Origin of the sequence: Henriciella pelagia, from assembly GCF_002088945.1 — a bacterium.
Taxonomy (GTDB): Bacteria; Pseudomonadota; Alphaproteobacteria; order Caulobacterales; family Hyphomonadaceae; genus Henriciella; species Henriciella pelagia.
In genome coordinates this window covers 473,192-493,169 of record NZ_NCSU01000007.1, presented here as the reverse complement: position 1 = coordinate 493,169, position 19,978 = coordinate 473,192, and the positions used below count along the sequence as shown (strand labels likewise).

Annotated in this window: 22 protein-coding genes; 10 read left to right on the top strand and 12 right to left on the bottom strand. The window is 61.6% G+C overall.

The window, feature by feature from the left end:
- The first annotated feature begins 20 nt into the window (after positions 1-20).
- Positions 21-893 carry an ATP-grasp domain-containing protein gene (locus tag B8746_RS05105; protein ID WP_084392144.1) on the top strand — a complete coding sequence of 291 codons (873 nt, stop codon included), beginning with the start codon at positions 21-23 and terminating at the stop codon, positions 891-893.
- On the opposite strand, the gene fsa is transcribed toward B8746_RS05105, so the two are convergent.
- The 3 genes from fsa to B8746_RS05090 are packed head-to-tail and all read right to left on the bottom strand — an operon-like array spanning position 890 to position 3,810.
- The gene (gene fsa, locus B8746_RS05100; RefSeq protein ID WP_084392143.1) at positions 890-1,540 is read right to left on the bottom strand and encodes a fructose-6-phosphate aldolase; all 651 of its coding nucleotides are present in this window, start codon (positions 1,538-1,540) and stop codon (positions 890-892) included. The genes B8746_RS05105 and fsa overlap by 4 nt on opposite strands.
- 12 nt (positions 1,541-1,552) lie before the next feature.
- Positions 1,553-2,500, bottom strand: coding sequence for a UDP-glucuronic acid decarboxylase family protein (locus B8746_RS05095; protein ID WP_084392142.1), 948 nt, complete (start codon positions 2,498-2,500; stop codon positions 1,553-1,555).
- A gap of 5 nt (positions 2,501-2,505) precedes the next feature.
- Positions 2,506-3,810, bottom strand: a complete 1,305-nt coding sequence (locus B8746_RS05090) for a UDP-glucose dehydrogenase family protein (RefSeq protein WP_084392141.1) — start codon at positions 3,808-3,810, stop codon at positions 2,506-2,508.
- A gap of 190 nt (positions 3,811-4,000) precedes the next feature.
- Between B8746_RS05090 and B8746_RS05085 the strand changes: the two genes are divergently transcribed.
- A complete protein-coding gene (locus tag B8746_RS05085) occupies positions 4,001-4,513 on the top strand; it encodes a J domain-containing protein (protein ID WP_084392140.1) in 513 nt (170 codons plus the stop codon).
- A 2-nt stretch (positions 4,514-4,515) separates the two neighbouring features.
- Here the strand turns inward: B8746_RS05085 and B8746_RS05080 are convergent, their stop codons facing one another.
- The 3 genes from B8746_RS05080 to B8746_RS05070 form a co-directional block, all read right to left on the bottom strand.
- Positions 4,516-6,030, bottom strand: a complete 1,515-nt coding sequence (locus tag B8746_RS05080) for a phosphomannomutase/phosphoglucomutase (RefSeq protein ID WP_084393125.1) — start codon at positions 6,028-6,030, stop codon at positions 4,516-4,518.
- Between the two features lie 78 nt (positions 6,031-6,108).
- Positions 6,109-6,834 carry a glutamine amidotransferase-related protein gene (locus B8746_RS05075; RefSeq protein ID WP_084392139.1) on the bottom strand — a complete coding sequence of 242 codons (726 nt, stop codon included), beginning with the start codon at positions 6,832-6,834 and terminating at the stop codon, positions 6,109-6,111.
- The gene (locus tag B8746_RS05070) at positions 6,831-8,630 is read right to left on the bottom strand and encodes a DUF885 domain-containing protein (RefSeq protein WP_233123932.1); all 1,800 of its coding nucleotides are present in this window, start codon (positions 8,628-8,630) and stop codon (positions 6,831-6,833) included. The genes B8746_RS05075 and B8746_RS05070 overlap by 4 nt, the downstream gene beginning before the upstream one ends.
- Positions 8,631-8,719: 89 nt before the next feature.
- Between B8746_RS05070 and sdhC the strand changes: the two genes are divergently transcribed.
- Genes sdhC through B8746_RS05050 form a run of 4 tightly spaced genes read left to right on the top strand, consistent with a single transcriptional unit; the run spans position 8,720 to position 12,134 of the window.
- Positions 8,720-9,121 (top strand): succinate dehydrogenase, cytochrome b556 subunit, encoded by a 402-nt coding sequence (sdhC, locus tag B8746_RS05065; protein WP_084392138.1) that lies wholly within the window; start codon positions 8,720-8,722, stop codon positions 9,119-9,121.
- Positions 9,122-9,130: 9 nt separating this feature from the next.
- The gene (sdhD, locus tag B8746_RS05060; protein WP_084392137.1) at positions 9,131-9,523 is read left to right on the top strand and encodes a succinate dehydrogenase, hydrophobic membrane anchor protein; all 393 of its coding nucleotides are present in this window, start codon (positions 9,131-9,133) and stop codon (positions 9,521-9,523) included.
- Positions 9,524-9,550: 27 nt separating this feature from the next.
- Positions 9,551-11,341, top strand: coding sequence for a succinate dehydrogenase flavoprotein subunit (gene sdhA / locus B8746_RS05055; RefSeq protein WP_084392136.1), 1,791 nt, complete (start codon positions 9,551-9,553; stop codon positions 11,339-11,341).
- Between the two features lie 10 nt (positions 11,342-11,351).
- Positions 11,352-12,134 carry a succinate dehydrogenase iron-sulfur subunit gene (locus B8746_RS05050; RefSeq protein WP_084392135.1) on the top strand — a complete coding sequence of 261 codons (783 nt, stop codon included), beginning with the start codon at positions 11,352-11,354 and terminating at the stop codon, positions 12,132-12,134.
- On the opposite strand, the gene B8746_RS05045 is transcribed toward B8746_RS05050, so the two are convergent.
- Complete coding sequence (locus tag B8746_RS05045; protein ID WP_084392134.1) at positions 12,131-12,838, bottom strand: VIT1/CCC1 transporter family protein; 708 nt, start codon at positions 12,836-12,838, stop codon at positions 12,131-12,133. The genes B8746_RS05050 and B8746_RS05045 overlap by 4 nt on opposite strands.
- Before the next feature lie 103 nt (positions 12,839-12,941).
- On the bottom strand, positions 12,942-13,655 hold the full coding sequence (locus B8746_RS05040) for a hypothetical protein (RefSeq protein WP_084392133.1): 714 nt from the start codon (positions 13,653-13,655) through the stop codon (positions 12,942-12,944).
- Positions 13,656-14,132: 477 nt separating this feature from the next.
- Here B8746_RS05040 and B8746_RS05035 point away from each other — a divergent pair, with 477 nt between their 5' ends.
- Positions 14,133-14,390 (top strand): hypothetical protein, encoded by a 258-nt coding sequence (locus B8746_RS05035; RefSeq protein ID WP_143434525.1) that lies wholly within the window; start codon positions 14,133-14,135, stop codon positions 14,388-14,390.
- Between the two features lie 821 nt (positions 14,391-15,211).
- Here the strand turns inward: B8746_RS05035 and B8746_RS05025 are convergent.
- Together B8746_RS05025 and B8746_RS05020 are read right to left on the bottom strand one after the other, a co-directional pair.
- Positions 15,212-15,805: a hypothetical protein gene (locus B8746_RS05025; protein ID WP_084392130.1), complete on the bottom strand. Its 594-nt coding sequence runs from the start codon at positions 15,803-15,805 to the stop codon at positions 15,212-15,214.
- 16 nt (positions 15,806-15,821) lie between these two features.
- Positions 15,822-16,814, bottom strand: coding sequence for an NADPH:quinone oxidoreductase family protein (locus tag B8746_RS05020; RefSeq protein ID WP_084392129.1), 993 nt, complete (start codon positions 16,812-16,814; stop codon positions 15,822-15,824).
- A gap of 120 nt (positions 16,815-16,934) precedes the next feature.
- On the opposite strand from B8746_RS05020, the gene B8746_RS05015 reads away from it, so the two are divergent.
- From B8746_RS05015 to B8746_RS05005, 3 genes are read left to right on the top strand one after another with little or no spacing between them, the layout of a single operon-like run.
- A complete protein-coding gene (locus tag B8746_RS05015) occupies positions 16,935-17,807 on the top strand; it encodes an isoaspartyl peptidase/L-asparaginase family protein (RefSeq protein WP_084392128.1) in 873 nt (290 codons plus the stop codon).
- Complete coding sequence (locus tag B8746_RS05010; protein ID WP_084392127.1) at positions 17,804-18,151, top strand: hypothetical protein; 348 nt, start codon at positions 17,804-17,806, stop codon at positions 18,149-18,151. Before B8746_RS05015 ends, B8746_RS05010 begins: the two co-directional genes overlap by 4 nt.
- Complete coding sequence (locus B8746_RS05005; RefSeq protein ID WP_084392126.1) at positions 18,151-18,633, top strand: RNA methyltransferase; 483 nt, start codon at positions 18,151-18,153, stop codon at positions 18,631-18,633. Before B8746_RS05010 ends, B8746_RS05005 begins: the two co-directional genes overlap by 1 nt.
- A gap of 180 nt (positions 18,634-18,813) precedes the next feature.
- On the opposite strand, the gene B8746_RS17075 is transcribed toward B8746_RS05005, so the two are convergent.
- Entirely contained in the window at positions 18,814-18,969 is a 156-nt protein-coding gene (locus B8746_RS17075) for a hypothetical protein (protein ID WP_158084536.1), read from the bottom strand.
- A gap of 124 nt (positions 18,970-19,093) precedes the next feature.
- Positions 19,094-19,861 (bottom strand): LytTR family DNA-binding domain-containing protein, encoded by a 768-nt coding sequence (locus tag B8746_RS05000; RefSeq protein WP_084392125.1) that lies wholly within the window; start codon positions 19,859-19,861, stop codon positions 19,094-19,096.
- Positions 19,862-19,978: the final 117 nt, after the last annotated feature.

Sequence of the window (19,978 nt, the reverse complement as noted above, 5' to 3'; positions counted from 1 at the left end):
GCCGCAGATATAGCGCAGATATGCGCATCGCTTACATCGCTTCAGACGTCACTTTGCCCGGATCAACCATCCGGCGCGGCGACGGTTTCGAGCACGATCACATGATGGCCTTGCTGCAAGCGGGGTTCTCTGAAATCGGCGGCTCGATCATGGATGTGTCCTGGAGTGATCCGCAAGCAGACTGGTCATCCTACGATGCTGCGATAATCGGTACCGCCTGGGATTATTGGGACAGGCTTGAGGAATTTTTGGCGACGCTCGGCCATATTGCTTCGGCGACCCGGCTTTATAACCCGCTCGAGCTGGTACACTGGAATATTCACAAGACCTATCTGCGTGACCTTGAAGCGCGGGGCGCGAAACTTATCCCGACGCTCTGGATTGACCAGATGACCGAGCAGAAGGCACGGGCAGCCTTCCGGGACCTCCAGTCGGAGGATCTGGTGTTCAAGCGACAGATCGGTGCGGGCGCCTTCGACCAGCACAGGCTGAGGGCAGGCGACCCGATCCCCGCTATGACGCACCCGATGATGGTGCAACCCTTCCTGCCGATGATCGAAACCGAGGGCGAGCTCAGCTTCATCTTCATAGATGGGGAGCTGTCGCATGCGCTGATCAAGCGCGCCGCACCCGGCGATTACCGCATCCAGTCGCTCTATGGCGGGGTGGAGACGGCAATTGTGCCAGACGGAGAGGACGTCAGGGCAGCGCGCGCTGTTCTCGACACCCTCGATGACACGCCGCTCTATGCCCGCGTTGACATGCTGCGGGATGGTGAGGGCGGCCTCCTACTGATGGAGCTCGAACTGATAGAGCCTTATCTCTATCCAGTACAGGGGCCGGATATTGGCCGATTACTGGCCAGTGCGGTTCGAAAGCGGCTGGCGGCCTAGACCTTCACGCCGCCCTTTTCGGCATCTGCGAGGAAGGCGGCAAGACCCTTGTCGGTCAGCGGGTGGCTGACGAGGCCTTTCAGAACGTTCGGTGGAACGGTTGCGACATCAGCGCCGGCGAGCGCAGACAGTTTCACATGATTGGCGCTGCGGATTGAAGCGGCGAGGATTTCGGTCTCGAACATGTAATTGTCATAGATCGTCCGGATGTCCTCGATCAGCTCCATGCCGTCGATATTGATATCGTCGAGACGGCCGATGAAGGGGGAGATATAGGCGGCGCCAGCCTTCGCGGCCAGCAAGGCCTGGTTGGCCGAGAAGCAGAGCGTGACGTTCACGGCCGTGCCGGCATCGCTCAGCGTGCGGCAGGCGCGCAGCCCGTCCATGGTGAGCGGCAGTTTTACGGCGACGTTGGACGCGATGGCCTGAAGTTTCTTGCCTTCGCTGACCATGGTTTCGTAATCGGTGGCGACCACTTCGGCGCTGACATGGCCTTCGGTGAGGCCGCAGATTTCTTCGATCACCTCGGCGAAGTTGCGGCCGGATTTCGCGATGAGCGACGGATTGGTGGTCACGCCATCGATGAGGCCCGTGGCGGCGAGATCCTTGATTTCTGCTGTGTCAGCAGTGTCGACGAAGAACTTCATGGCGTTTCCTTCCTAGGCGTTTGTCAGTTGCCGGAAATAGGCGATGGTTTTTTCCAGCCCATCGCGGAGCCGGAGGGTCGGTTCCCAGCCCAAGGTTTCCCTCGCGCGGGAAATGTCTGGCTGGCGCTGGCGCGGATCGTCCTGCGGCAGGGGCTTGTGGACCAGGCTCGACTTCGACCCGGTAAGTTCAATCACAAGCTCGGCCAGCTCCCGGATGGTGAACTCGCCCGGATTGCCAAGATTGATCGGGCCGGTCACTTCGGGCGCGGTGTTCATCAGGCGGATCAGGCCTTCCACGAGGTCGTCGACATAGCAGAAACTGCGCGTCTGCTGGCCGTCGCCATAAAGCGTGATGTCCTCGCCGCGCAGCGCCTGCATGATGAAATTCGAAACAACGCGCCCATCATTCGGGTGCATGCGCGGACCATAGGTGTTGAAGATCCGCGCGACCTTGATTTCTGTGCCGTGCTGGCGGTGATAGTCGAAGAACAGCGTCTCCGCGCAGCGCTTTCCCTCATCATAGCACGAACGCGGGCCGATGGGGTTCACATTGCCCCAATATTCTTCGCGCTGGGGGTGGATTTCCGGGTCGCCATAGACTTCCGACGTCGAGGCCTGGAGGATTTTTGCCTTGGTCCGCTTGGCGAGGCCGAGCACATTGATCGCGCCGTGGACACTCGTCTTGGTCGTCTGCACCGGGTCGAACTGATAGTGAACAGGGCTCGCCGGGCAGGCGAGATTGTAGATCTCGTCCACTTCCACGAAGAGCGGGAAGGTGACGTCATGGCGCATCAGCTCGAAGCGCGGATTGGGCATCAGGTGCGCAACATTGCTGCGCCGGCCTGTGAAGAAATTGTCGACGCAGAGCACTTCCGCGCCCTGGTCCAGCAGGCGTTCGCAAAGGAAGGAACCGATGAAACCGGCACCACCTGTGACGAGAATGCGGGGCGCAAGGTGCATGGGCGTTATGGCCGTCCGACGCTAATATATTTGAAGCCGCGCCGCGCCATGTCTTCGGGCGAGTAAATGTTGCGCAGGTCGACGACGATATCGCTGCTCAAGGCGTCTTTCACGCGGTCGAGGTCGAGGGCGCGGAACTGGTCCCATTCCGTGATGATGACCATTGCGTCCGCCCCATCAATCGCCGCATAGGCGTTATCGGCATAATCAAGACCCGTCATCATCTTCTGGGCTTCGTGCATGCTTTCCGGATCATAGGCTTTCACGGTCGCGCCCGCTGCGATCAGCGCCGGGATAATGTCGAGGCTTGGGGCGTCGCGCATGTCATCGGTGTTCGGCTTGAAGGCGAGGCCCAGAACGCCGATTGTCTTGCCCTTCACGTCGCCGCCCATGGCCTTGATGACCTTGTCTGCCATCGCCTTCTTTCGGGCGGCATTGACCTCGACCACCGTGTCCACGATGCGCACGGGTGACTTGTAGTCATTGGCCGTCTTGGTGAGGGCCAGCGTGTCTTTCGGGAAGCAGGAGCCGCCATAGCCAGGACCGGCATTGAGGAATTTGCGCCCGATCCGGCCATCAAGACCGATGCCGCGCGAGACTTCCTGCACATTTGCGCCAACAGCTTCGCAGAGATCAGCCATCTCGTTGATGAAGGTGATCTTCACGGCGAGGAAGGCATTGGCGGCGTATTTGATCAGCTCGGAGGTGCGCCGGCTGGTGAACAGGATCGGCGTTTCGTTGAGGAAGAGCGGGCGATAAAGCTCACGCATCACTTCGCGGGCGCGCTCACTGTCTGTGCCGACGACGACGCGGTCCGGGATCTTGAAGTCCTTGATCGCTGCGCCTTCGCGCAGGAATTCAGGGTTGGAGACAACGGCAAAGTCCGCATCCGGCCTGGTCTTGCGGATGATGGCCTCGACTTCATCGCCCGTGCCGACAGGAACGGTGGACTTTGTGACGACGACGGTGAAGCCGTCCATCAGCGACGCGATTTCTTCGGCGGCGGCGTAGACATAGGAGAGATCGGCATGACCGTCGCCGCGGCGCGACGGCGTACCGACCGCGATGAAGACGGCGTCCGCATCGGCGATGGCATCCTTGGCCTCGGTGGTGAAGTGCAGGCGCCCAGCACTCACATTCTGTGCGACAAGATCATCAAGGCCGGGTTCGAAGATCGGGATTTCCCCCTCTTTCAGGCGTTCGATCTTGGACGCGTCCTTGTCGACGCAAGTCACGACGTGGCCGAAATCGGCGAAACACGCCCCGCTCACCAGGCCCACATAGCCTGTCCCGATCATCGCTACGCGCATGGTTCTTGTCCTGTATTCTTTTACGCCTTCAGAGTGGGGCGAGGGGTGCGATTTTTATGCTTAAAGGTCAAGTGTGCAGGGCATGCCAGACAGGATGAAATTTCACCGATTTGCCTAATCGGGGGTTATGGCCTGATCTGGCATAAACATGACCTGATATGGCCGTGGCTGGGCCTGGCAGGAATGAACCGTGTTCTGGAAATCCTATTTCCCCATCCTTGTCGCGCAGGCGGCACTTGCATTTGCCTATATAGGCTGGCCGGTGCTGCGCCGTTTTGCGGCGTGGGCGGGGCGCAGGCTGGCGAGCGCCTGGCCGGTTGATGAAGAGATCGCTGCGTCCGGTTTCGAATCCCGGGCAAAGGCAGGCATGGAGCAACACTGGGGCCCCCATTCGGAACGCTTTGCCCAGGCATTCTCTGAGGCGTCGGGCAAGACACGCCCAGCGTCACCACCGCCACCGCCGCCGTCTCCGCCACCTCCTCCCGCGCCACCACTGACACCGCGAAGCGCGCATCTGCGAACGCTCGGCCTGTCGGGCTCACCGGACAGCAAGGCGCTGCGCATGGCGTATCGCAAGCTCGCCAAGACCTATCATCCGGACCAGTACGCCTCACCGGCGCATTCCGATGCCGACCGCCACAGGGCGAGTGAGCGCATGAGCGCGATCAATGAGGCGTATGACTGGCTGGTCAGGAACGCCTGATATCAGATTTCCTGATTATAGGCCCCAACCTCCGGGTGTTTTGCGAGGCGGGGTTTCACTTCCTTGTGGAAGAGGTCGCGCATGTCGTCTTCGGACTGCAGGCTTTCGACCACAACCACCAGCTCCGGCTTGTTCGATGAGGCCCGCACCAGCACCCAGGAGCCATCATCCAGCGTCACGCGGGCACCGTTCACTGTGTTCACATCGACGACCTTGCGGCCGAGGATCTCACCGCCAGCCATGGTTTCATATTCAGCAACCATCTTGTCGATCACGCTGTATTTGATCTCGTCATCACAATGCGGCGACATGGTGAGCGAAGTGTAAGCGGTGCCGAGTTCGGATTTGAGATCGGCCATCGTCTTGTCCGGATTGCGGTCCAGCATCTGCAGGATCGCGCCGGCTGCCACGATACCGTCATCATAGCCAAGGCCGATGGGGGGGCGGAAGAAAAAGTGGCCGGACTTTTCGAAACCGGCCAGGGCGCCGAGATCTGTCGTGCGGCGTTTGATGTAGGAATGACCGGTCTTGTAATAGTCGACACTTGATCCGTTCTCTTTCAGAACCGGGTCAGTCTTGTAGAGGCCCGTGGATTTGACATCGACGACGAAATTCGCGCCGGGATGAACCCTGGAGAGGTCGCGCGCCAGCATCAGGCCGATCTTGTCAGCGAAGATCTCTTCGCCCGTATTGTCGACAACGCCGCAGCGGTCGCCATCGCCGTCGAAACCAAGGGCGACATCTGCGCCAAGCTCTTTCACGGCTTTCGCCATGGCGTGCAGCATTTCGCTGTCTTCCGGATTCGGATTGTATTTCGGGAATGTGTTGTCGAGGTTGCAATCCATCTCGATGACCTCTGCGCCCATGGCGCGCAGGGCATCCGGCGCAAAGGCACCGGCCGTGCCGTTACCGCAGGCGGCAATGACCTTGATCTTTCTCTTCAGTTCGATCCCTTTGGAGACCGATGCGATGTAGCGCTCGCGCATGCCATCGACGCGGAACGATCCGCCGCGGGCATGCGGGTGAAATTCGCCGTTGAGGACGATTTCCTTGAGGCGGCCCATCTCGTCCGGCCCGAAGGTCAGCGGCTTGTTCGCGCCCATCTTCACGCCGGTCCAGCCATTCTCATTGTGGCTCGCCGTCACCATGGCGCAGCAGTCCACGTCAAGCTCGAACTGCGCCCAGTAGACCATCGGTGACAGGGCAAGGCCGATATCCAGAACGTCGCAGCCGCCGGCAACCAGACCAAGTTTCAGCGCATTCTTGATCGGCAGGGAGATGGAGCGGAAATCATGGCCCGTAACCACCTTCGGAGAAACGCCCAGTTCGTGAAACAGAGTGGCCATGCCGAGACCGAGCGCTTCGGCGCCGAGCAGATTCAGTTCAGGAGCTTTCGAATGGCCGGGCACCCCGAACCACCAGCGCGCATCATATTCTCGAAACCCTGTCGGCTTGACCAGTGGAAGCGTCTCGAATTCAATTGAGTTGGGGGCAATGTCAGCGCGTGGTTTCGGCATCATGGGCCGGTATCTCCTTGATATTCAGTCTGCTTCACTTGGCACAGAAGTGTAACGCTTTTCCAGTGCCTGGCCGATTTATGTCGTGACGGTGCGGCTTGCCAGGAAGCGCGCCATCCATCCCCCGACAAGGCCATTATCGACGGGATGGTCGAGGCTCTTGCAGGCCGCATCCACACGGTCACCGGAGAATGCGGTCCCGCGCCGGACATTGTAGAGCGCGCAGTTGAAGCTGCTCGAGAACTCTGGATGGCCCTGAAAGCTGATGGCCGGGACGGCGCCATAGTCGAGCGCCGCGAAAGGTGTGAAATCGGACGCGCCCACGACAGTCGCGCCGGGCGGCAGGCTGAGCACCTGGTCCTGGTGGCTGACGCCAAGCGAGAAACTGTCTTCGGCATAGTCGCCCATCCAGTCGGGGCGGGCGCAGACTTCATAGACGTGGCGGCCGATACCCCAGCCCTTTTCGGATTTCTCGACCCGCCCGCCAAGCGCCTTTGCGACGGCCTGATGGCCGAAGCAGACACCGATCTGGGGAATGGATTTCGCGGCGGCCCGCTGGATGAAGTTGAAGAGCGGCTGCATCCAGGGATGGTGCTCATAGACACCGGCGGCAGAGCCGGTGATCAGGATCGCCTGAACCGCGTCGAGGTCGGGAAACGAATCCCCGTTGACGACTGATGCTGTCTCGGTCTCGAGGCCCGGCAGGTGCGGGGTGATCAGGTCGCGGAACATGGCAGGATAGCCCGGCCAGTCGCTGCGCAGCGCTTCCGGCGGCATTCCGGTTTCGATGATTGTCAGTTTCATGGGGAATGCGTGTCTGTCAGTTCGTCGTCGGCTGCAAGCTGATTGGCGATCCAGGCATCGATCTGGAGGTCCAGGGCGTTGAGCGGCATCGAACCCTGGCCCAGTATCGCATCGTGGAATGCGCGGATGTCGAAGTCATCGCCGAGCACGTCCTTCGCTCTCTGGCGAAGCTCGAGGATTTTCAGCTCGCCGATCTTGTAGGCGGTCGCCTGTCCCGGCCAGCCAATATAGCGCGTCACTTCTGTTTTTATGTTCAGCGGGGCCAGTGCCGAGTTCTCGACAAAGCAGGCCTCGGCCTCTTCGCGGGTCCAGTTGTACCAGTGCATGCCGGTGTCTGCGACGAGACGGCAGGCGCGCCACATCTCATAGGAGAGCTGGCCGAAACGTTCATAGGGCGTCTGGTAGATGCCCGCCTCGCCGGCCAGCTTCTCGGCGTAGAGCCCCCAGCCCTCGCCGAACGCTGTGGCGTAATACTGGCGGCGAAAACGCGGCACGTCCCGAAGTTCCTGCGCGAGCGAAATCTGCAGATGGTGTCCGGGGACCGCTTCATGAGCCGACAACGCCGGAAGTTCATAGAGCGGCCGCTGGTCGAGCGCGTAGGTGTTGACAAGATAGGTGCCGGCAACGCCTTCCTCCGGGTCGCCGCCAGAATAGCGGCCTGTTGTATATCCCGGTGCGATGTCGTCCGGCACAGGCTTCACACCATAAGTCAGGCGCGGCAGGGTGCGGAAATATTCAGGCAGTATGGCGTCGAGGCGTTTGGAGATGCGTGAGGCTTTCTCCAGCAGGTCTTCGGCGGTCTCAGGGTAGAATTGCGGGTCGGTTCGCAGGAAGTTCAGGAAATCGGCAAACGTGCCCGGATATCCAAGCTCTGCGATGATGGCTTCCATCTCGGCGCGGATGCGGGCGACTTCCTGCTGACCAAGTTCATGGATCTGCCCTGGCGTGTATCCGGCGCCTGCGGTGTGGTCGCGGATCGCTGCGTCGTAATATTCCTGTCCACCCGCCAGGGAGTTCACGCCCGGATCGGGTCTGACATGGGACGCGTATTCGGTCTCCATGAAGGCCAGAAGGTCGCCATAGGCTTGGACGGCATTCATGACGGCGATGCGTCCCGCTGCGCGCAGGGCTGTCTGCGTTTCAGGGTCAATCCGCTCGGGAAGGGTTTCGAACGGTGTCCAGAGCGGGCTGTCCTCGGCGGTTGCGACCACCTGCTCGCGAATCTGGTTGATCGTCGTGGTCATCGGGTCGCTGTGCGACGTCCAGCCAGTGCGGATGCCGCGCCGCATATTGGTGATGTGATCGTCGAAATAGCGAGGCAGGTCATTCAGGCGCTGGATCCAGGCCTCGGCATCCTCTTCGGTACGAATGCGCAGATTGGCCGCTTCAAAGAAGGGGCTGGCATGAAACCCCCAGTCGCCGGTGAACGGTATCCGGGCGGTATCGAACTGATCTTCCATGATCAGCTGTTCCAGCAGGTGCGACAGAATCGCCCATTCGGGAGAGGAATGGTCTACCATGGCTGTCAGCCTGCCCTTCAGCAGACGCGCTTCGTTGGCGAGGCTCGAGATGTGTTCCGGTGAGACGTCCGGCCAACGGGTCGGTGCGCGTTGTTCCGCACGCGCTTCATCGGCCGGGTTTGCAGCGATCATCAGCGCTTCATAGGCATCTGCAACCTGCTCGAGAATGGCGGCGTCATCGGTCTCGGCAACAATCGACTGGGGTTCCGGTGTGCGGGCATCGGCCAGCATTGTGAGTGCCAAACAGCCAAAACAGGTCCAGATCGCTTTATTCATGACGGTTCCTGCCTCTCTTGTCGCGTTGACACGCTCATCGACCATTCTAGAACCCGTCATAGCAAAGCAGAAGGTTCGGGAGATAGTAAATGTCAGGTTCGGAGTGGACTGATCCCCGCCCGATGTCACCACACCTGCAGGTGTGGAAGTGGCACTGGACGATGGCCGCCTCAATTTTTCATCGCGTGACCGGTGTCGGCAATTATATCGGCGCATTTCTTGTCAGCGCCTGGGTGATCGCCATTGCCGCCGGGCCGGAGACCTATGCCACTGTGGAAGGCATCATGCTTCACCCGGTTGGCCAGATCCTCCTCTTTTTCTGGCTGGCGTCTGTCCTGTTCCATCTGGTGAACGGCATCCGGCACATGCTCTGGGACGGGCCGAAAGTCGGCTTCGACCCAAAGGTGGCGAGCGGCTGGTCGGTCTTCAATTTCGCCATCTCCATCCTTGCCGCTGCGACGATCTGGTCGCTCGCGACCAACCTGTTCTAGGAGGCGGATATGAGCACCAATTTCGAAACGCCCACCGCTGCTGCCCGCGGGCTTGGTTCGGCCAAGTCGGGGACCGAGCATTATATCCGCCAGCGGGTCTCGGCCATCGCGCTGGTCTTCCTCGTTCCGTGGTTTCTCTATGCCGTGATCGCCGCCAGCCGCTCGGGCTATGACGGCGCCGTCGCCTTCCTGTCGGCACCGTGGAATGCCATTCTGATGATCCTCACCCTGGGCGCGGCCTTCTATCATATGCGCCTTGGTATGCAGACCGTCATCGAGGATTATATCGGCAAGGCTGGCATGAAGCAGACCCTGCTCATTCTCAATACATTCGTCACGCTTGGGCTGTTCGCGGCAACCGCGCTTTCAGTCCTGAAAATCTGGATTTCGGCAGGCGCCTGAGGCGCGGCCTGAAAGGAAACGATCCAAATGTCTGACTATAAATTTGTCGATCATACCTATGATGTCGTGGTTGTCGGCGCGGGCGGTTCAGGCCTGCGCGCCGCGCTCGGTGCTGCACAGGCCGGGCTTCGCACCGCCTGCATCACCAAGGTCTTCCCGACGCGCTCCCACACGGTGGCAGCCCAGGGCGGGATCGCCGCCTCCCTGGGCAATATGGGACCCGACAACTGGCGCTGGCATATGTATGACACGGTCAAGGGCTCGGACTGGCTCGGCGACCAGGACTCCATCGAATATCTCTGCCGCGAAGCGCCCAAGGCGGTTTACGAGCTTGAGCATTGGGGCATGCCGTTCTCGCGCAATGAGGAAGGCAAGATCTATCAGCGCCCGTTCGGCGGTCACACGACCGAATATGGCGAGGGTCCTCCCGTGCAGCGCACCTGCGCGGCGGCCGACCGGACCGGTCACGCCATGCTGCACACGCTCTACGGCCAGTGCGTCAAGGAAGAGACCGAGTTCTTCATCGAGTATTTCGCGCTCGACCTCATCATGGATGAGGAAGGTGCCTGCCGCGGTGTGACCGCGTGGAAGCTCGACGATGGCACGCTGCATCGCTTCCGTGCGCAGAAGACCATTCTCGCCACTGGCGGTTATGGCCGCGCCTTCTTCTCCTGTACGTCGGCCCACACCTGTACGGGCGACGGCAATGCGATGGTGCTTCGCGCAGGCCTTCCGCTGCAGGACACCGAGTTCATCCAGTTCCACCCGACCGGCATCTATGGCGCGGGCTGCCTCATCACCGAGGGCGCACGCGGCGAGGGCGGCTATCTCACCAATTCCGATGGCGAGCGTTTCATGGAACGCTATGCGCCGCGCGTGAAGGACCTTGCGTCCCGCGACGTTGTCTCGCGCGCCATGACGGTCGAGATCCGCGAAGGGCGCGGTGTGGGGGCCGAGAGTGACCATATTCACCTTCACCTTGAACACCTGCCGCCGGAAACACTGGCCGAACGCCTGCCGGGCATCTCCGAGACCGCGAAAGTCTTCTCCGGGGTCGACGTCACCAAGGAGCCGATCCCGGTCCTGCCAACGGTCCACTACAATATGGGCGGTATCCCGACCAATTATCACGGCGAGGTCCTGACCAAGAAGGGCGCTGACCCTGACAGTGTCGTGCCGGGCCTGATGGCGGTCGGCGAAGCGGCCTGTGTGTCGGTACACGGCGCAAACCGCCTCGGCTCCAATTCGCTGATCGACCTTGTCGTCTTCGGCCGGGCCGCAGGCCTGCGCTGCGGCGCGACGCTTGAAGCCGGTGCCAGCCAGCCAGAGGTCCGCGCGAGCCAGACCGACAGCCACCTTGCCCGCTTCGACAGGATCCGCAACGCATCGGGCGACCAGCCAGTCGCCAAGCTGCGCCTCGACATGCAGAAGGCGATGCAGAACAACTGCGCCGTCTTCCGCACTGGTGAAGTGCTGGAGGAGGGCGTTGCCAAGATCGCGGAGATCTATGGCCGCATTGGCGGCATGGACGTGAAGGATCGCGGCCTGATCTGGAATACGGACCTGCTGGAAGCGCTCGAATTCGACAATCTGATCGGCCAGGCGGCCGTGACGGTGAATTCGGCTGCCAATCGCAAGGAAAGCCGCGGCGCGCATGCCCGCGAGGACTTTGCAGACCGCGATGACAAGGAATGGATGAAGCACACGCTTGCCTGGGTCGATGAGGCCGGCAAGGTGACCATCGATTACCGCCCGGTTCACGAGTACACCATGTCCAACGACATTGAGTATATCGAGCCGAAGGCGCGGGTTTACTAAGGGGTTTTATATGGTTCAGCTCACTCTGCCCAAAGGCTCTGCCCCGAAGAAGGGCAAGGAATGGCCGAAGCCGGATGGCGCGAAGAATGCCAAGGCGTTCAAGATCTACCGCTATTCGCCTGAAGAAGGCGGCAATCCGCGCTGGGACACTTACTGGGTCGACATGGACAAGTGCGGCCCGATGGTTCTCGACGTGCTCATCTACATCAAGAACAATATCGACCCGACGCTCGCCTTCCGCCGGTCCTGCCGCGAGGGCGTCTGCGGCTCCTGTTCGATGAACATTGGTGGCCACAACACCATCGCCTGTACCAAGGGCTGGGACGAAGTGGCCGGCAAGTCGATCACCATCGCGCCGCTGCCGCACCTGCCGGTCGTCAAGGACCTCATTCCCGACCTCACCAACTTCTACGCGCAGCACGCCTATGTGCAGCCCTTCCTGAAGACGGACACGCCGGAGCCTGAGAAGGAGTGGAAGCAGTCCGAGGAACAGCGCAATGAGCTGAACGGCCTCTATGAGTGTATCCTCTGCGCCTGCTGTTCGACCTCTTGCCCCTCCTATTGGTGGAATGGCGAAAAGTATCTCGGCCCCGCCGCGCTGCTGCAGGCCTATCGCTGGCTGATCGACAGCCGCGACGAGTCGACCGGCGAGCGTCTCGATGACCTTGAAGACCCGTTCAAGCTCTATCGTTGCCATACGATCATGAACTGCGCCCAGGTCTGCCCGAAGGGTCTCAATCCGGCCAAGGCAATTGCCAAGATCAAGACGATGATGGTCGAGCGCGTCTCCTAGACGGCTGCCACATTCGCACCGAAGAGATGGCCGACGAGTGACGTTGCGACCATCGCTGCGGCTCCCCAGATCACAACCCTCAGCACGGCGCGGGTGGCGCCGGCCCCGCTCATCTGGGCGGAGAACAGGCCGAGCAGGGCAAGGCTTGCCAGCGAGGCGGCGATGACGGTGAACACCACCCAGCCAGCCGGCGCCAGCATGGCGGCGATGAGGGGAAGGAGCGCGCCGACCGCAAAGCTCAGCGCGGATGACACCGCGGCCTGCAGGGGCTGCGCCGTCACCACCGGCGAAATGCCGATCTCGTCGCGCGCATGGGCGTCGAGCGCGTCATGCTCGGTGAGCTGCCTGGCGACGGCGAGCGCAGTTTTCGGTTCCACACCGCGCTGTTCATAGATGTCGGCAAGTTCGCGCAATTCCTCCTCCGGCATCTCCTTCAGGGCGCGCTTTTCCTTGGCGAGGTCGGCGCGTTCCGTATCGGCCTGGGAGCTGACCGAGACATATTCCCCGGCGGCCATGGACATTGCCCCGGCGATCAGGGCCGCGACGCCGACAAGCAGGAGGTCGGCGCGCCCGGCAGAGGCGGCGGCGATACCGGCGAGCAGGCTGGCGGTCGAGAGGATGCCATCATTCGAGCCGAGCACCGCGGCGCGAAGCCAGTTCGAGCGGTGCATCAGATGGTGTTCTTCGTGGCCTTCATAGCTCATTGGACCGCTCCCTCTTTTGTCGCCGGGACAGAGTATAGCCGCTCTCGTTAATGAAAAGCCGTGCGCCTTCGCCCCCGCCAGACGGTCTGGCGGGGCGGGCCGTTCAGAGGGCAGGGCGTGGACGCTCGGGCGGCGGGATGCGCCGGATGGCCATCATGAACAGGCTGAGCATGTCGGCGAGCCAGGGCTCTGTGTGCCGGGAGCGCACGCCCGGCGCGGCCCCAACGCGCCATGGATTGACGCGGGCAAAACAGTCCTTCGCGATCTTGCGAGGGATGGAGCGGGCATGGCGAAGCGCCAGCGCCTCTCGGTTCTCTATGGCCGCCTGCAGCGCTTCTAGTCGTGCGAGGAGCCGGGCGGGATGACAGGTCGGGGCAGGCGGGCCGAAGGCGCGCGCCGGGACGGGGATGGCCTCACCCTCGGCATACATGCGCGCGAAGGCGGGGTTGGGCTCGAACAGGGCGAAACTGGGGGCTCCTCCACGCGGCGACATGGTGAGCGACGTCGAACCATGCGCCGCCGCGCTGCGACTGCCCGGCCCTTGTGGTTCGGCTTCGCTCACCATGGCGGACGTTGGAGCCCGAGGTGGCAGCGGTGTCGTGTGCAGCTTGTTCGCCAGAAGAACGATCAGCCGGCGGACCAGCGCTTCGGCCGGGCGGATGAGACGCAGCGCCCGTGCATGGGCGATGCGAGAGATGCGGGTGGTGCCGGCGCGCGAGGCAAGGGCGAGAATGGCTGAGGCCTGCGCAATCAGGCTCATCAGGAGCGGGATCGCCTTCTGCATGGCGATGGAGACATGATGGTCGAGCCCGGACATGCGCGCATCATAGACGGGCGGGCGAGGGGGTGGATGGATCTGGTGTGAGACCCGTCCAGAACCCGTCCAATTACCGTGCAAGGGCGGATACCCCACCGCGGACCCTCCCCAGTGGGGAGGGTCGGGGTGGGGTTGGGCCGGGTTTGATCCAGGCTGACTGAGATCCCCGCCTTCGCTCAGGATGAGCGGTGTTGGGGGAAGGGCAGTGTGACGCCGCAGATACCTGCGCAGGGGTCGGCGGCACCATTCTTACTTCATGGTGAGCGTCCTTTGGCCTCGCTCAGGATGAGGGTCGAACCATGAGGAAGCCTGACGGGCCCGCCTTCATGGTTCGACTTCGCTCACCATGACGGCTTTTTGGGGGGGCGACCTCGGTCAGGCCCCATTCCCCTGATCTCCCTAGCGGGGATGAGTTGGGTGGAGCGCGGTCTTCCGTTCGATCAGGGAACAGACAGGCCGCTGCGGCGTCCTTCTGCCATGGCTGACAACACCACGCTCTATCTCGTCTATGTTCGCGGGCCTCAGCGCCGGCTTGATCCGGCGGAGTTTGACAGGCTGCTGGCGCTTGATGACGGGCTCTACCTGATCTGTTCGGGCCTTTCGCGCTCAAAGGTCTATCACAGTGTGAAGCATGCGACGCGGCCTGAGGCGCTGCTGGTCGCACCGCTCGCCGACGACCCGAAATTCATGGGCATGGAAGAGGGCGCGCTGAAGGCGCTGCGGGCGGGGCTTTAGGAAGGGCGAAGGCTTCGCGGCAAAACGCAACGCCATGGTGAGCGAAGTCGAACCATGAAGCGACCTGGCGCGCCGCCGTGGTTCGACTTCGCTCACCATGGCGGCTTTGAGAGGTGTCCTTCTCTTTGAGGCGGTTCACCGCGACTTGATCGCGGTGCCCATCTCCGGACATAGAGTCTGGTCGCACGGACGGGAGATGGACCCCGTGGTCAAGCCACGGGGAGGCGCCAGTTGAAGAAGGTCACGGGAATTGTGACGGGATTGGCTGCGGCACACGGCATGTGTCCGATCTGCCTCAGGCGGTCAAGGCCAAGCGGCTTCGCCGTGCCTGCGGCAGCCTTGACCGCCTGAGTCAGATCGAAAGGGGCTGGCTGTGGCCGAATGGCAGGGTCTGCCTTTCGGCGCGAATGAGCAGCGAGCAAAGGAACGATGTTCGCCAGACTCTTGACGGCGATTCCCTTTTGATTCAGGAAGGTGACGGTCACCGCCCACCTCAGCCGACCCGTCTAGAAGTCAAAGCTGAGTTGCCGCGGCCAGCGGCGGGTGTGAGCACAAACGTGCTCCTCCCGACCGTACCGCCAGCGGACATAGGCCCGAACGAATACACGTTCCATGGCCAACCTCCTTTCTGGCAGCTGGATAGAGCCAGCTTTCACCGAGAAGCACGATTGCCCTCGGGCGTATTAGGGTTCGTGCATCGGAAATGGGCATGGACGGCAACCGTCACGCATTTTCTATCTGTGATTCCGATTGTCGAGCAAGAGCGTAAGTGACTCTATCTTTGAGACTTTTCTGAAAGGAATTGCATCAAAGAGCACATATCATTCCTTGAATACAGCGACGGCGGTTAAGTCTAAACGCGGCGCATCCGCTTCAATTGGGATTACCACATTCTCGAATACCTCGATGTCGTGCTTTTCAGGATCGAAAGAGTATCGTCGGTCAGTGGTCAATCGAGTTTCTAGAAGTCGCGTCATACGAGTCTTCCAGTCTTCAATCGTTGATCTTTCCGAATCAAAAGGCAGCTCTTTTGTGTAGGTGGGAAACTCAGGAACCGGGGTGCTTCCCGGACCACCAATAGGAAGTCTCTCAAGCCTAGCTTCAATCAACTCTGGTCCGTAGCCAAGCTTGTCTTCTAAGGAGTCGATTTCGGATACGAACTCGCGAACAAAGAGCAAGTCCTTATCGATCTGGCTTACTTGTGCTCCAACGCTATCGACGCTCGCTTCTAGCTTGGAAACCTGTGACGCTAAGGTCGATCTGGCATCGTCGATTCTCCGATGCACCGAGTCAAAATTTTGGCCTATGAGTGCATGAAAGGTGATCAATGATGCGACCACAGACACGATCGCGCCCCCTGCTATGTAAAGCAAGACCCGCCTCGAGAGCTGAGAAAGAACTTCGGTCGTGTCCATGGCGCCAGCTAACAGCCTAAACCGTCACAACCACTTTCCCCTTCGCTTTCCGTTCCATCAGTTCGGTGATGGCGGCGGGGGCTTCGGCGAGGGGGTAGGTGTTGGAGACGTGCGGTTTGATCTTGCCGGCTTCGTACATCTCGAACAGCTCCTTGATGTTCTGCTCATTGGCTTCCGGGTCGCGCGCGACGGCAGCGCCCCAGAAGACGCCGACAATGTTGCACGACTTCAGGAGGGTGAGGTTGAGCGGCATTTTCGGGATGCCGGCCGGGAAGCCGATCACGAGGAAGCGGCCATCCCAGTTCATGGCGCGCAGGGCCGGCTCTGCATAGTCGCCGCCGACGCCGTCATAGATGACGTCCACGCCGCCGCCGCCAAGTTCCTTGATCTTGTCGGAGAGGGCTTTTTGCTGGCTGCGGTCGAGGGGCCCCCGATCATAGACGAAGCCTTTGGAAGCGCCTTTTTCCATGGCAAGGTCGACCTTGTCCTGGCTTGAGGCGGCGGCGATCACGTCCATGCCCATTGCCTTGCCAAGCTCGACAGCGGCAAGGCCGACACCGCCGGCTGCGCCGAGGACGAGCAGGCTCTCGCCCGGCTTGCAATTGCCGCGATCCTTCAGGGCGTAATAGGAGGTGCCATAGGTCATGAGGAGGGCGGCGGCCTCTTCATAGGACATGGATTCCGGGAAAGGGCGCACGCGGGCCTGGTCGACCACGGCTTCCTCGGCCATGCCGCCCCAGCCAATCGAGCCCATCACACGGTCGCCGACCTTGTATTTGGTGACGTTCTTGCCGACGGCCTTGACCGTGCCGGAAATCTCGCCGCCGGGGGAGAAGGGGCGCTCTGGCTTGAACTGGTACTGGTCCTGGATGATGAGGACGTCGGGATAGTTCACGCCAACGGCTTTCACATCAATGACAACGTCGCCATCGCCCGGCTGAGGGGAGGGAACGTCTTCCAGAACCAGGGTGTCCGGGCCGCCGGGTGATTTTGAGAGCAGGGCTTTCATGTTCGTTTCCTCTTGTGTTTTGTGCTGTGTACGGTGATTGACGGGCCGAACCTATCGGTGGCACCGGGCCGTGTGAAGCGCTAAGGCGTCAGAAACCCTTTGTCTGTGGAGAATTGCCGCATGGCCAAAAGCTGGGCTCTTGCAATGCATGGCGGCGCTGGACCGCTGCGTCCGCGCGATCATGCCGCTGCCGAAACGCATATGGCGAGCCTGCTGCGCGAGGGCGAGACCCTGCTGGCGCGCGGCGAGGCGGCGCTGGACGTGGTGCAGAAGCTGACGGTGGCGCTGGAAGAGTGCGGGCATCATATTGCGGGACGCGGGTCGTCGCCGAATGCAATCGGCCAGTGGGAGCTGGATGCGGCCATCATGGACGGGCGCACGCGCAATGCCGGGGCGGTGGCGTCTCTCAGGGGCTTCAAGAGCCCGGTGACGGCGGCGCGCCTCATCATGGACGAGACGCCGCATGTGCTGATCGTCGGCAAGGGCGCGGCGATGATTGCGCGCAGGCACAAGCTCGAACGGGTGCACAGCCCGAAGAAGTATTACACGCCCGCCGTGACGATCCCGGTGAAGAAGGGTGAGCTGGCGCATGGCACGGTGGGGGTCATCGCGCTGGACACTGAAGGGCGGCTCGCGGCGGCGACGTCGACGGGCGGTCTTCTGGGGAAGACGCCGGGGCGGGTGGGCGATACGCCGATCATTGGCGCTGGCATCTGGGCCGATGAGCGGGTCGCTGTCTGCTGTACGGGACAGGGCGAGTATTTCCTGCGCACCAATGCGGCCGCGGATGTCTCTTCGCGGGTGCGCTATGGCAAGCAGGACCTCAGAAGCGCCGCGAACGGTTCGCTGGAGGATCTCAACCTGCTGGGCGGGGATGGCGGCCTGATCGCGATGGATGTGCTCGGCCATGTCGAAATGCCGTTCAATGCCGAAACAATGAAGCGCGGCGTCGTGACAAGCGCCGGGCGGTTCGAAGTGGCGACGATGCGATGACCCAGCATGACCTCCTCTACTTTGTCGCGGGCCTGTTCATGGTTTTCGCCTTTGGGCTCTGCGTCCAGATGCGGATGCTGGCCGGTGTCGCGCTGAAGCGGGCGGCAAAGGCGAAGTTTGACGGGCTGGACGAGCGTTCGGCGCGGATCGGCGTGGTGCAGGCGGTGAATGGCGGGACGGCGCTGGAGACGGCTGGTATCGAGGGCGAAGTAGCGCAGCACCTGGCGGGCGAGTATCCGCAGGCGATTTCGCACATCCGGTTCGCCCGCAAGGGGACGATGCTGTTCGCAGTCTTGCTGATCGCTGTGATCGCCGCCTGGCGCTTTACCGGAGGAGCTGGCTGATGCGGGGCTATTTCGCGATCGGGGCGGAAGGGATTTCCAAGCCGATGAACCTTGGCGCGCTGATGCGCACGGCAAACGCGTTCGGGGCGAGCTTTGTGTTCTCGGTCGATGCCGAGCCGAAACTGAAGATTGCCTACAAGGCCGACACGTCAAAGACCTTCGAGAGCGTGCCGTATTATCAGTGGGACGCGGTCGGCGACATGGCGCTGCCCAAGGGCTGCCAGCTGGTGGGTGTGGAACTGACCGAGGATGCGGTGGAGCTGCCGGAGTTCAAGCACCCCAAGGCGGCGGCCTATGTGCTGGGGCGCGAGCGGGGCGATCTCTCGCCGGAGATGCTGGCCAAATGCGACCATGTGGTGAAGATCCCGACCAAGTTCTGCATCAATGTGAGCCTTGCCGGCGCGCTGGTCATGTATGACCGGGTGCTGTCGATGGGGACGTTTCGAGAGCGCCCTGTGATGCCGGGCGGGCCGAAGGTTTAGGGCGGCGGCGGTCGCCCCACCCCGACCCTCCCTCCTTCGACAGGCTCAGGATAAACGGGGAGGGGGCGATGGTTTCAGATGTCTGCGCTTATCGCCCGCCAGTGGTTCGACCCCGGCCTGCGCCGGGGCATGCTTCGCTCACCATGAGGGCGTTTGAGAGTTCTTGATTTTGAGAAAAGCCTAGCCGTTATAGATCGAGCCGGCGGGGGCGAAGGCCATGATGAGGGTCACGGCGGCGATGACACCGAGCACGACCAGGCTGGCGCTCTTGGCAAGGATGCTACCGGTATTCATCGTCTTCTCGTCCTTCTTCATCGGGCCCCCTTTGTGGCCCATTTCTGTTGAAGGCCATCTGGGGATCATCTGCTGCAATTAACATGCTCGCGCCGGAATAGGTTCCATGCGGGGCCGGAATAGGGCCGTTTTCGGGCAGTTAACAAAGTCTGAATTTTACAAGGATCTAGTGGACCAGACCGGCATCCTTTACCGCGTCCTGATAGGAGCGCGAGACCGGGACTTCGTCGCCCGATTTCAGTGTCAGAACGATTTTTCCGCCTTCGCGGCGGCTCTCTGCGATCCCTTTACGGGACACCCACCATGAGCGGTGGACCCGCAACCCGTCAACGCTCGCCAGCTCTCTTTCGGCATCGGAGAGCCGCATCAGGATCAGCTCGCTGCCGAGGCTGGTGACCACGCGGCAGTAATGGTCCTCGGAAGAGACGGCGTAGAGATCGGCGGTGCGGTATTTGACCGGCAGGCGCTCGAGGAAGACGTCGACGGCCGAGCGGTCATCGGTCTCGTGGACGAAGTCTGGGCCCGCCATGTTGAAGGCGCGGCTGAGCGTGTAGCCGAGCAGGGTCATGGCGACCGAGATCACCAGCACATAGAGATAGAGGATGTGGACCGGGCCGCCGCCGACCGAAACCGTGTCGCCAAGGCCGGCATCAAGGCCGAGCAGGAGCAGCGTCACGGCGACCGCTGTCACCATGGACACGATGGCGATCATCGCCCAGGTCGGACCTTCGGGCCACAGCCGGTAGAAGGCCCAGACCGAAAGCTCGCCGACGAGCGCGCCGGCCAGAATGAGCAGCAGCCAGAAGCCGAAAATGATGTAGAGCGGCGTGTCTGTGTCAGTGCCGAATGGGCGCAGGAAGGCAAGAAACAGGGCGATCCCGGTGAGGATCAGGGTTTCGCGCGCCCGTTTCTTCCAGTCAATCGCGATACGCAAGCTGCAGGCCCCATGTCATTCACGTTTCGCGACTGACATTGGCGGCATTTCGCGAAGGATTCCAGTCCGCTGACGTAGTTGGGCTCGCGCCTGGTGGGTGGTCCGGCAAGTTTCCTC

Coding starts and splice junctions, on each gene's coding strand:
- B8746_RS05105 (WP_084392144.1), top strand. CDS start 21: ATGCGCATCGCTTACATCGCTTCAGACGTCACTTTGCCCGGATCAACC.
- fsa (WP_084392143.1), bottom strand. CDS start 1,540: ATGAAGTTCTTCGTCGACACTGCTGACACAGCAGAAATCAAGGATCTC.
- B8746_RS05095 (WP_084392142.1), bottom strand. CDS start 2,500: ATGCACCTTGCGCCCCGCATTCTCGTCACAGGTGGTGCCGGTTTCATC.
- B8746_RS05090 (WP_084392141.1), bottom strand. CDS start 3,810: ATGCGCGTAGCGATGATCGGGACAGGCTATGTGGGCCTGGTGAGCGGG.
- B8746_RS05080 (WP_084393125.1), bottom strand. CDS start 6,030: ATGCCGAAACCACGCGCTGACATTGCCCCCAACTCAATTGAATTCGAG.
- B8746_RS05075 (WP_084392139.1), bottom strand. CDS start 6,834: ATGAAACTGACAATCATCGAAACCGGAATGCCGCCGGAAGCGCTGCGC.
- B8746_RS05070 (WP_233123932.1), bottom strand. CDS start 8,630: ATGAATAAAGCGATCTGGACCTGTTTTGGCTGTTTGGCACTCACAATG.
- sdhC (WP_084392138.1), top strand. CDS start 8,720: ATGTCAGGTTCGGAGTGGACTGATCCCCGCCCGATGTCACCACACCTG.
- sdhD (WP_084392137.1), top strand. CDS start 9,131: ATGAGCACCAATTTCGAAACGCCCACCGCTGCTGCCCGCGGGCTTGGT.
- sdhA (WP_084392136.1), top strand. CDS start 9,551: ATGTCTGACTATAAATTTGTCGATCATACCTATGATGTCGTGGTTGTC.
- B8746_RS05050 (WP_084392135.1), top strand. CDS start 11,352: ATGGTTCAGCTCACTCTGCCCAAAGGCTCTGCCCCGAAGAAGGGCAAG.
- B8746_RS05045 (WP_084392134.1), bottom strand. CDS start 12,838: ATGAGCTATGAAGGCCACGAAGAACACCATCTGATGCACCGCTCGAAC.
- B8746_RS05040 (WP_084392133.1), bottom strand. CDS start 13,655: ATGTCCGGGCTCGACCATCATGTCTCCATCGCCATGCAGAAGGCGATC.
- B8746_RS05035 (WP_143434525.1), top strand. CDS start 14,133: ATGGCTGACAACACCACGCTCTATCTCGTCTATGTTCGCGGGCCTCAG.
- B8746_RS05025 (WP_084392130.1), bottom strand. CDS start 15,805: ATGGACACGACCGAAGTTCTTTCTCAGCTCTCGAGGCGGGTCTTGCTT.
- B8746_RS05020 (WP_084392129.1), bottom strand. CDS start 16,814: ATGAAAGCCCTGCTCTCAAAATCACCCGGCGGCCCGGACACCCTGGTT.
- B8746_RS05015 (WP_084392128.1), top strand. CDS start 16,935: ATGGCCAAAAGCTGGGCTCTTGCAATGCATGGCGGCGCTGGACCGCTG.
- B8746_RS05010 (WP_084392127.1), top strand. CDS start 17,804: ATGACCCAGCATGACCTCCTCTACTTTGTCGCGGGCCTGTTCATGGTT.
- B8746_RS05005 (WP_084392126.1), top strand. CDS start 18,151: ATGCGGGGCTATTTCGCGATCGGGGCGGAAGGGATTTCCAAGCCGATG.
- B8746_RS17075 (WP_158084536.1), bottom strand. CDS start 18,969: ATGGGCCACAAAGGGGGCCCGATGAAGAAGGACGAGAAGACGATGAAT.